The sequence below is a fragment of the Pseudomonas sp. CM27 genome (assembly GCF_013179515.1).
GTDB lineage: Bacteria > Pseudomonadota > Gammaproteobacteria > Pseudomonadales > Pseudomonadaceae > Aquipseudomonas.
In genome coordinates, this window is record NZ_JABMCN010000234.1 from 1 (window position 1) to 9819 (window position 9819).

Below are 9819 nucleotides of genomic sequence, written 5' to 3' on the forward strand. Positions count from 1 at the left end.
TTGTCATCGACCAGCTCGCGGTAGCGCTGCTCTTGCAGGCGTGCCTGGTACAGGGTGGCCTGGGCTTTGGCCAGGGTAGCCCTGGCGCTATCGTGGTCGGCCTTGAACGGCGCCGGGTCGATCAGGAACAGCACATCGCCGCGCTTGACGTCGCTGCCTTCACGGTACACCCGCTTGAGCACCACGCCGGCCACCCGGGCGCGCACTTCGGCAGTGCGCGGTGCCAGGATACGGCCGCTGAGTTCGCTGCTGATCGCCAGGGGCTGCAGTTGCAGGGTTTCCACCCGCACTTGCGGGGTGGGGGCCTGTTCGTCTTGCTCGGCGCTGTCGCCGCAGCCGGCCAGGGACAGGCTCAGAAACGCCAGAAGCGCCACCGGGCGCAGGCGAGGGGGGAACATAGTAGGCATACGGATCTTCCGTTGATGACCCGGCGTATGCTACGGCAGGTGCTGCCCGGGGGGCTGTTAATAGCTGTAGGGCGAGTGTGAAAAAGTGTGAAGAACAATCCTGTCGCGGTGTAGTGTTCTATATCCTGAGTGTTCCTGTACCGGCCTCTTCGCGGGTAAACCCGCTCCTGCAGGGTCACCATAATCCTTGGGATCCGTACCCGCAAAGAGGCCGGCAAGGTTTACCACCATCCAGATGCCCAAGCGCCTATGCCGAATATTATCCTGGTCGAAGACGACAGTGCCCTGTCCGAGTTGATCGCCAGCTACCTGCAACGCAACGACTTCCACGTCCAGGTGATCGCCCGTGGCGATCATGTGCTGGACGAGTACCGCAGGCAAAAGCCCGACCTGGTCATTCTCGACCTGATGCTGCCAGGCATCGATGGCCTGCAGTTGTGCCGCCTGCTGCGCCAGGAATCGCACAGCCTGCCGATCCTGATGCTGACCGCCCGCGACGACAGCCACGACCAGGTGCTGGGCCTGGAAATGGGCGCCGACGATTACGTCACCAAACCCTGCGAGCCCCGCGTGCTGCTGGCCCGGGTGCGCACCCTGCTGCGCCGTAGCAGCGTCAACGAGCCGCGCCTGGACAACGACCTGATCCTCATCGGCGGCCTGCGCATCGACCTGGCCGAACGCACGGTCAGCTGGCGCGGCGACGAGGTGGAGCTGTCCAGCGGTGAGTACAACCTGTTGGTAGTGCTGGCGCGCAATGCCGGCGAAGTGCTGAACCGCGACCGCATCCTGCAGCAGTTGCGCGGTATAGAGTTCAACGGCACCGACCGTTCGGTGGACGTGGCCATTTCCAAGCTGCGCCGCAAGTTCGACGACAACGCCGGCGAGGCGCGCAAGATCAAGACCGTGTGGGGCAAGGGCTACCTGTTCAGCCGTGTCGAGTGGGAGTGCTGACCGCCCATGCTGAAGATTCTGGTGCGGTTGTACCTGGTCATCATTGTCGCGTATGCCGGGGCCTTGCTGTTCATTCCCGACACTATCGTCGGTCTGTTCCGTGACCGCTTCATGGCCTACAACCTGGACCAGGCCAAGGGCGTGCAGGCGTTGATCGTGCGCCAGTTCCGCCAGACCCCGCCCGAGCAGTGGCCGGAGGTGGCGCACGAGCTGGCCGCTGATTTCGCCCCGCTGGAGCTGCAACTGCTGCGCATGGACCAGGCCGAGTTGAGCGACGAGGAGCAGGCGCGCCTGGAGCACGGGCTGTATGCGGTACGCATCGCTGAATGGGGCTACTACGAGACGGTGCTGGCGCCGCTGGACAAGCAATGGCTGGTGCGCCTGCACTCACCGCCAGACCCGCTGGACATCAACGTGCTGTCGTGGGGTGTGACCGTGCTGATCGGCGCGGCCATGCTGGGCTGCCTGCTGCTGTGGGTATGGCCGCACTGGCGCGACCTTGAACGCTTGAAGGAGACTGCCCGGCGGCTGGGCCAGGGGCAGATGGCCGAGCGTACGCACATCTCGCCACACTCCAACATCGGCGAACTGGCCGGGGTGTTCGACACCATGGCCAGTGACCTGGAGCGCCACGTCAACCAGCAGCGGGAGCTGCTCAATGCGGTGTCGCACGAGTTGCGTACGCCGCTGACCCGTCTGGATTTCGGCCTGGTGCTGCTGTTCGACGAGGTGCCGGCGACCAGCCGCAAGCGCTTGCTGGAACTGGTCGGGCATGTGCGCGAGCTGGATGAACTGGTACTGGAGTTGCTGTCCTACAGCCGGCTGTACAACGCTGACCAGGCCCGCGAGCGGGTCGAGGTGTCGCTGCTGGAGCTGGTCGACAGTGTGCTCGGCGGCTTTGCCGAGGAGCTCGACAGCCGTGGCATCACATGGGAAGTGCAGGCAGAGGGCAGCCTGCCACGTTTTGTGCTTGATCCTCGCCTGACCGCACGGGCAGTGCAGAACCTGGTGCGCAATGCCATGCGCTATTGCGACGAAAGCCTGTTGCTGCGCTTGCGCCTGGAAGGGGATGGCGCCTGCCTGTTGACGGTGGAAGACGACGGGATCGGCATTCCGGTGGAGGAGCGGGAGCGGATTTTCCAGCCGTTCTACCGGCTGGACCGCAGCCGTGACCGCAATACCGGCGGGTTTGGCCTGGGCCTGGCGATCAGCCGGCGGGCCATCGAAGGGCAGGGTGGCACCTTGACCGTGGCGCAGTCGCCGCTGGGTGGGGCGCAGTTTCGGATTCGCTTGCCTGCGGGGTGATATGCCGCCTGCAAACACGCGGGTTGTGCAAATTTCAGGCTTTTTCTTAAGGGCCAGTTCTTGTAGCTTTACAGGTCGTTTACCCCGGGAGTTGAACATGCAAGGCAAGGCACGCAAGATCGTCCAGGCCATCCTCTACGAAGCCATCGCTGTCGCCTGCGTGGCGCCCGCGCTGGAGCTGGCGTTTGCCGCCGGCATGGCGCAGTCGACCGTGCTGTCGGTGCTGATGTCGGGCATCGCGATGAGCTGGAACATGGCCTACAACTGGGCCTTCGAACGCTGGGAGGCGCGCCAGCACAAGCGTGAGCGCACCTTTGCCCGGCGCATGCTGCATGCCTTGGGTTTCGAGGGGGGCCTGGTGCTGATCCTGCTGCCGCTGGTGGCGTACTGGCTGGGTGTAAGCCTGTGGGCAGCGTTGCTGACCAACCTGGCGTTGTTCGTGTTCTTCTTCGTTTACGCGTTTGTCTTTCAGTGGGGCTTCGACAAAGTGTTCGATGTACCGTTGTCGGCGCAGCAGGCCAAGTGTTGACTTACCTGCACGCGGCAGGCTAAGTTCCTGACCCATGAATACATTCCCGCATGTGAACGCCATTATTATTACCGCCATTATCAGTTTGGCGGGCTAGCGCGTACGTGCACTGAACCCGCCCTGGAGGCGGGTTTCTTCTCTCTGACTCCTGGGCAACGTGAAACAGCCAAGGAGTCATCGATGACCAGCTTCAGCGTTACCCCCCGTACCACCGTTACCCCCCAGCAACTGCTGTCGGAGCAGGTGCGGCGGATTCTTGCCGCCCCGGTGTACGACCTGGCCATCGAAACCCCGCTGCAGGCAGCCCCGGCATTGTCTGCCAGCCTGGGCAACCAGGTATTGCTCAAGCGCGAAGACCTGCAGCCGACCTTCTCGTTCAAGATCCGCGGTGCCTACACCCGTCTGTCACGGCTGAGCAGCGTGCAGCGCGAGCGTGGGGTGATTACCGCATCGGCGGGCAACCATGCCCAGGGCGTGGCGATGGCTGCGTCGCACCTGGGCATGAAGGCCACCATCGTCATGCCGACCACCACGCCATCGTTGAAGGTGGAAGGGGTGCGTTCGCGCGGCGGGCATGTGGTGTTGCACGGCGAGAGCTTCCCGCATGCCCTGGCGCACGCCCTGACCCTGGCCGACAGTGAAGGCGCCACCTTCGTGCCACCGTTCGACGACCCTGATGTAATCGCAGGGCAGGGCACTGTAGCCATGGAAATCCTCCGCCAACGGCCGGGCGCGCTGGACGCCATCTTCGTACCGGTCGGCGGTGGCGGACTGATCGCCGGTATCGCCGCCTACGTGAAGTACCTGCGGCCAGAGGTGAAGGTGATCGGTGTCGAGCCAGAGGATTCCAACTGCCTGCAAGCGGCCATGGCTGCCGGCGAGCGAGTGATCTTGCCGCAGGTCGGCACCTTCGCCGATGGCGTAGCGGTGGCGCAGGTGGGCGCGCATTGCTTCGAGCTGTGCCGGCACTTTGTCGACGAAGTGCTGACGGTGAGCAGTGACGAATTGTGCGCGGCGATCAAGGACATCTACGACGACACCCGCTCGATCACCGAGCCTTCCGGCGCCCTGGCTGTGGCCGGGATCAAGAAGTACGTGGCGCGCGAGGGTGTGCAGGGGCAAACCCTGGTGGCGATCGATTCCGGGGCCAACGTCAACTTCGACCGCCTGCGCCATGTGGCCGAGCGGGCCGAACTGGGCGAGCAGCGCGAGGCGATCATCGCGGTCACCATCCCGGAGCAGCCGGGCAGCTTCCGCGCATTTTGCCAGGCGCTGGGCAAGCGGCAGATCACCGAGTTCAACTACCGTTACTACCCCGGCAAGGAGGCGCGGCTGTTCGTGGGGGTGCAGACTCACCCGCGGCACGACCCGCGCGAACGGTTGCTGGTCAGTCTGCGGGAGCAGGGCTACAGCGTGCTGGACCTGACCGACAACGAACTGGCCAAGCTGCATGTGCGCCATACCGTGGGCGGCCATGCTGCACCAGGGGCTGACGAGCGCGTGCTGCGTTTCGAGTTCCCTGAGCGGCCGGGAGCCTTGCTGGGCTTTCTGGAGCGATTGGGTAAACGCTGGAATATCAGCCTGTTCCATTACCGCAACCATGGTGCGGCGCAGGCCTGCGTGTTCGCGGCGCTGGAGGTGCCAGTGGAAGAGTTGGCGGGGGTGCCGCTGGCGCTGGATGAAATGGGCTACCGGTACTGGGATGAGACCGATAACCCGGCGTACAAGCTGTTTCTGGGCTGACCTGGAAAGTTGCAGCCTGCACGGTCCCTGTGGGAGCGGGCAGGCCCGCGAATCAGGCAGCGCAGTGGATGGTACCGGCGTTGCCGGTGTTCGCGGCCTCGGCCGCTCCCACAGGGATCGCGCCAGGTTGTTCAGCGCTCGCGCATGAAAAAGCCGGCGACGAACTTGCGGAAGGTTTCCAGGCTCTTGAAATCGGCGTAACGCTTGAAGTTCTCGGCATCCGGCTCGGGACCGATGGGCTGCTCGAGCAGGGAGATCGACAACACCCGGTCCTGGTCAGAGGTCATCACCAGCTCATCCGCCACCTGGCCGCCAATTACCGGCCGGCGCATCTGTACCTTCACGCCCTTGCTGGCCATCCAGTCGACCAGCGACACCAGCGCCTTGAGCGGCTCGCGCTCTTCATCGCGGTACACCGGGAACATATGGGCACGTGACAGTACCGGCACGCTGGCGACATGAATCAGTTCGTAATAATGGCTGCCCGCGCTGGTCGGCGAGTAAAGCATCAGTGCCAGCAACGGCCCAGTGGTGCGGCTGCCCCCCCAGTACAGGTGGTGCCCCTGGAAGTCGAAGCCATCCTCGCTGCGGTTGTTGAACAGCTTGCGCCCCTTGACCTGGTCGACGCAGTCCAGCAACAGGCCATGGCGGCGGTGGTTGCCGAACACAGTGGCTTCGCGCAGGCGGGACTTGAGCATCATCATGTGCTTCATGTCCAGGCGGGTTTCCAGGTAGTTGCTGGCGGGCACCCGTTCCAGCAACGGGTAGCGGCTGGCCACGCTGCGCAGCTCGGCAAACTGGCCGGTCAGGTCCTTTTTCAGGTGCGTGGCGTACAGGTTGAGGCCGCTGGTCTCGATCCAGGTCAGCAGCAACGACAACAGGCGCTGCTGTTCGCGCCGCTCACTGCCTTCGCCGCCGACACTGGCGTTGGCGGCACGGAAGTCGCCGATCAGGCGCAATGGCGTGTCGGGCGGCAGCCAGGCGGCGGGTGGTGCCGGGTCGTCTTCGCGCTCGGCGGCTTCCCGTTCGTCCTTGGTGAACGGGCAGCCGGGCGCATGCTCGGCGGTGCCCGGATTGTTCTTGAGGAAGAGCGTGCCGGTGCTGCCGTTAAGGGTCACATTGAGCACCGGCAGGGCGTCGTTGCGGCAGTCGCAGGCCAGCCACTGGTTGGCGTTGCGCACCTTCATCAGCAGCTGGTTGGCCTGCAGCAGGCGAGGGCCGACGAGGCTGCCGGTGGCAAAGCCGGCCAGCAGTTCCTCTTCGGCGGGGGTCAGGCTGCGCACCTGAGCGGCGGTTTTGTCGATGATTCGCATGAGGCAGCTCCAAGCTACAAGCCCCAAGCTTCAAGCAAAGTGGCGCCGCTTTCAACTTGCCGCTCAGTTGCCGCCAAACATCTTCGCCGCGCGGGCGCGTATTTCGTCGGGGCTCAGGTCCTCTTTGCGGGTGGAAACGAACCAGATATTGCCGAACGGGTCTTTCAGGGTGCCGCTGCGGTCGCCATAGAACTGGTCGGTCAAAGGGTGCAACTGGGTACCGCCGGCTGCCAGGGCCTGGGCGTAGACCTTGTCGCAGTCCTCGACATACAAATGAATGCCTACGCCTGCACCGTTGAGCTTCTGGCTGGCGGTAAGGCCGCCCTCCATGTCGCAGGGGTCGCCGAGCATCAGCGAAGAATCGCCGATCCTCAGCTCGGCATGGCCTACCCGGCCGCCCGGGGCGTCCAGGCGGAACATTTCGACTGCCCCGAAAGCCTGCTTGTAGAAGTCGATGGCCTTGGCGGCATCGTTGATGGCCAAGTAGGGGGTGATGCTGTGCTGGCCTTCGGGGATGGGTTTGGCTGCCATGTTCGACGCTCCTTTGCAGTGGGCGCCGGAGGGCGCCCTGTTGCTTAGAGTCGTCTGCGCAGAAGGAAAATCGACAAGGGTGCTAGACCGATTCTCTATAAGCGCGTCTGTCAGAAGATGTAGTCGGTGGTCAGGAAGCTCGACTGGCGGTTGCGGATGATCTCGCTGATCAGCTCCTTGTTGGCTTCCTGGAATCGGGTCGCCACCAAGGTACGGATGGAAAACACGCGCAGGGCGTCATGCACCGACAAGGTCCCTTCGGCGCTGTTCTTGCGGCCATTGAACGGATAGGTGTCGGGGCCGCGCTGGCATTGGGCATTGATATTGATGCGCCCGACCTGGTTGGCAAAGATGTCGACCAGGCTGCCGATAGTCGCCGGGTCGTTGCCGAACAGGCTCAGTTGTTGGCCGTAATCGGAATCCAGCACGTAGTCGATCACCGTCTGCAGGTCGCGGTATGGCACCACCGGCACCAGCGGGCCGAACTGTTCTTCGTGGTAGACGCGCATGTCGCTGTTCACCGGGTACAGCAGCGCTGGGTAGAAGAACGAACCCCGGCTTTGGCCGCCCCCTGTGTTGAGTACGTGCGCACCCTTTGCCGTGGCATCGGCGACCAGGCCATCGAGATAATCGACCTTGCCCGGTTCGGGCAGCGGCGTCAGCGCCACGCCGGGTTCCCAGGGCATGCCCGGCTTGAGCGCGGCCAGTTTGCGCTGGAATTTGTCGAGGAAGGGTTGGACCACGTCTTCGTGGACGAACAGGATCTTCAGTGCGGTGCAGCGCTGGCCATTGAACGACAACGCACCGGTGACGGCTTCCTCGACGGCGTTGTCGAGGTCCACCTGAGGCAGCACGATGCCCGGGTTCTTGGCGTCCAGGCCCAGCGCTGCGCGCAGGCGGTGCGGGCGCGGGTGCAGTTTTTTCAGGTCGCTGGCGGCTTTGTGCGTGCCGATGAAGGCGAACACATCGACCTTGCCGCTGGCCATCAGCGCGCTTACCGTTTCCCGGCCACGGCCGTAGATGACGTTGATCACCCCCGGCGGGAAGCTGTCGCGGAAGGCTTCGAGCAACGGGCGGATCAGCAGCACGCCGAACTTGGCCGGCTTGAACACCACGGTGTTGCCCATGATCAGCGCCGGGATCAGCGTAGTGAAGGTTTCGTTGAGCGGGTAGTTGTAGGGGCCCATGCACAGCGCCACGCCCAGTGGCGCGCGGCGGATCTGGCCCAGGGTGCCTTGTTCGAGCTCGAAGCGGCTGGAGCGGCGGTCGAGGTCCTTGAGGGCGTTGATGGTGTCGACGATGTAGTCGCAGGTGCGGTCGAATTCCTTTTCCGAGTCCTTGAGGTTCTTGCCGATTTCCCACATCAGCAACTTGACCACGGCCTGACGCTGCTCACGCATGCGCGCCAGGAAGGTTTCGACGTGCTGGATACGCTCGGCCACGCGCATGTTCGGCCAGGCACCACGGCCCTTGTCATAGGCCTGCACGGCGGCGTCGAGGGCAGTGAGTGCGGTGTCGGCATCCAGCAGCGGGGCGCTGCCCAGGATCACCTGACGTTCTTCGCTGCCGTCCTTGAGCCAGACCGGGCTGCGCACCGTGGCCAGCGGGCCGTCCCAGCGCCTGAGCTCACCGTTCACCAGGTAGTCACGTTGTTGCAGAGGGGCTTCCAGGCGCCAGGGTTCCGGGATGTTCTCGGCGCTGGGGAAGAGTGAATCGAGCAGACGGTCCATGGGTACTGCACCTCACATTGCTGGGCGGGTTCAAAGCCAGGTGAAACGCTTCAGCTTCGAGCATGCACCGGCTGCGGGAAAAACACCAGTCTGGCTCAAACTTTCACGTGTGCCCGCGACACGGTGTCATCTGGGTTTGCTTCAGTGCGGGTTAGTAACCCAGGGTTGGCCTGGCCGCCCAGCACGGCAACTGCGGCTCGAGCAGCGTTGATGCGGGCTGTTAGCAGGCATGTCCTGCTCGTTTATGCAAAGAAGGCATCAAAAAGTTTTTTGAAATAGCGAAGTGTTAATCGGGTGCCGCGAGGTCGGCCCGCTTATAGCTAATGACTGGGAGTTGAGGCAGTTAATGCAGAAAAATTGACGCCATTAAACTTTATTCAGCGCAATCAAAGTGCCACTTGCCAAAGTGTTTTTGGGTATCTTAAATTGTTACTGGATGTGATGGCAGAAGTTACTTGTAATTACTTAGATATCAGGATGTTACGTTTTTTATTGCTGATTTATTGTTTTTTCCCGATACACCATAGGGCACTTCAAAGGACGTCGAAGCAGACATGAAAGCGACCTTGACGGCAGTGGCGCGAAAATACATATCGCCCTCCCAGCGTTACGAAATCAGACACCTGGCCAGCAAGGTGCGTGAAGTGATGGCGCGTGCCTGTTTCTGGCGCTGGGAGGTTGCCAGGTTTCGGCTGCAGCAGGAGAGCCCTTACGAAATCCTCTACATCGGCCGCAAGCAGCAACGGGAAATGGCCAAGCTGCTGATTGCCGGCAAAGGCCAGGGCAGCGCGGCGATCGTTGACAGTGCGCGTGCGACAGCGGTCGCCAGCCATGTGGTGCTGGTCAGCGAAATGCCGACATCCGGCGCCTTGTCGGTGCCGCACTACCTCAGCGCTGTCGTGCCACTGGGCCGCGCGCTGGAGGACATTACCGCTCGCTACGACAGCGAACTGAGGCGTAGCATCCGCAAGAACCGCCCGCTGTACCAGATGCGTCAGGCGTTGTCCGACGACGAGATCGCCATGGCTGACCGCGACCTGCTTCGCCCCTATGCCAGCGCGCGGCAGGGCATCCATGCCGCGCAATTTCCCACCGATGAGGTATTTCGCATTGCCAAGGGTGTCGGCCGGCTCGACTTGATTACCTTGGGCGATGAAGTAATCGGCTGCCACCTGGGCTGTGAAGTGGTGCGCGGCGGCAAGCGTTACTGGAGCACTTTGCGTTTCGGTTATTGCGAAGCGGTATTTGCCGATGCCAAGAAGTTGCGCGAGGTGAACTCGATCACCACCTTCATGGCCCTCGAGTGGGCC

9 protein-coding genes are annotated in these 9819 nt (G+C 63.0%); 5 read left to right on the forward strand and 4 right to left on the reverse strand.

The window, feature by feature from the left end; genetic code table 11:
* Nucleotides 1-407: biotin/lipoyl-binding protein (locus HP547_RS23425; protein WP_172287650.1), on the reverse strand; the 407-nt coding region annotated here is incomplete at its 3' end.
* Nucleotides 408-656: 249 nt separating this feature from the next.
* Here HP547_RS23425 and HP547_RS23430 point away from each other — a divergent pair.
* The 4 genes from HP547_RS23430 to ilvA all read left to right on the forward strand — a co-directional run bounded on the left by HP547_RS23430 (nt 657) and on the right by ilvA (nt 4935).
* Nucleotides 657-1358, forward strand: a complete 702-nt coding sequence (locus HP547_RS23430) for a response regulator transcription factor (protein ID WP_172227998.1) — start codon at nt 657-659, stop codon at nt 1356-1358.
* 6 nt (nt 1359-1364) lie between these two features.
* Entirely contained in the window at nt 1365-2663 is a 1299-nt protein-coding gene (locus HP547_RS23435) for an ATP-binding protein (protein WP_172227996.1), read from the forward strand.
* A gap of 97 nt (nt 2664-2760) precedes the next feature.
* Nucleotides 2761-3192 carry a PACE efflux transporter gene (locus HP547_RS23440; RefSeq protein ID WP_172227994.1) on the forward strand — a complete coding sequence of 144 codons (432 nt, stop codon included), beginning with the start codon at nt 2761-2763 and terminating at the stop codon, nt 3190-3192.
* 180 nt (nt 3193-3372) lie between these two features.
* Entirely contained in the window at nt 3373-4935 is a 1563-nt protein-coding gene (gene ilvA, locus HP547_RS23445) for a threonine ammonia-lyase, biosynthetic (RefSeq protein ID WP_172287652.1), read from the forward strand.
* A 131-nt stretch (nt 4936-5066) separates the two neighbouring features.
* Here ilvA and HP547_RS23450 read toward each other — a convergent pair whose 3' ends face one another.
* The 3 genes from HP547_RS23450 to HP547_RS23460 all read right to left on the reverse strand — a co-directional run bounded on the left by HP547_RS23450 (nt 5067) and on the right by HP547_RS23460 (nt 8509).
* Complete coding sequence (locus tag HP547_RS23450; RefSeq protein WP_172287654.1) at nt 5067-6248, reverse strand: hypothetical protein; 1182 nt, start codon at nt 6246-6248, stop codon at nt 5067-5069.
* 63 nt (nt 6249-6311) lie between these two features.
* Nucleotides 6312-6779, reverse strand: a complete 468-nt coding sequence (locus HP547_RS23455; protein WP_172287656.1) for a VOC family protein — start codon at nt 6777-6779, stop codon at nt 6312-6314.
* A gap of 110 nt (nt 6780-6889) precedes the next feature.
* On the reverse strand, nt 6890-8509 hold the full coding sequence (locus HP547_RS23460) for an NADP-dependent glyceraldehyde-3-phosphate dehydrogenase (RefSeq protein ID WP_172287659.1): 1620 nt from the start codon (nt 8507-8509) through the stop codon (nt 6890-6892).
* Nucleotides 8510-9063: 554 nt separating this feature from the next.
* On the opposite strand from HP547_RS23460, the gene HP547_RS23465 reads away from it, so the two are divergent.
* The coding region (locus HP547_RS23465) for a hypothetical protein (protein WP_172287662.1) at nt 9064-9819 on the forward strand (756 nt) is incomplete at its 3' end.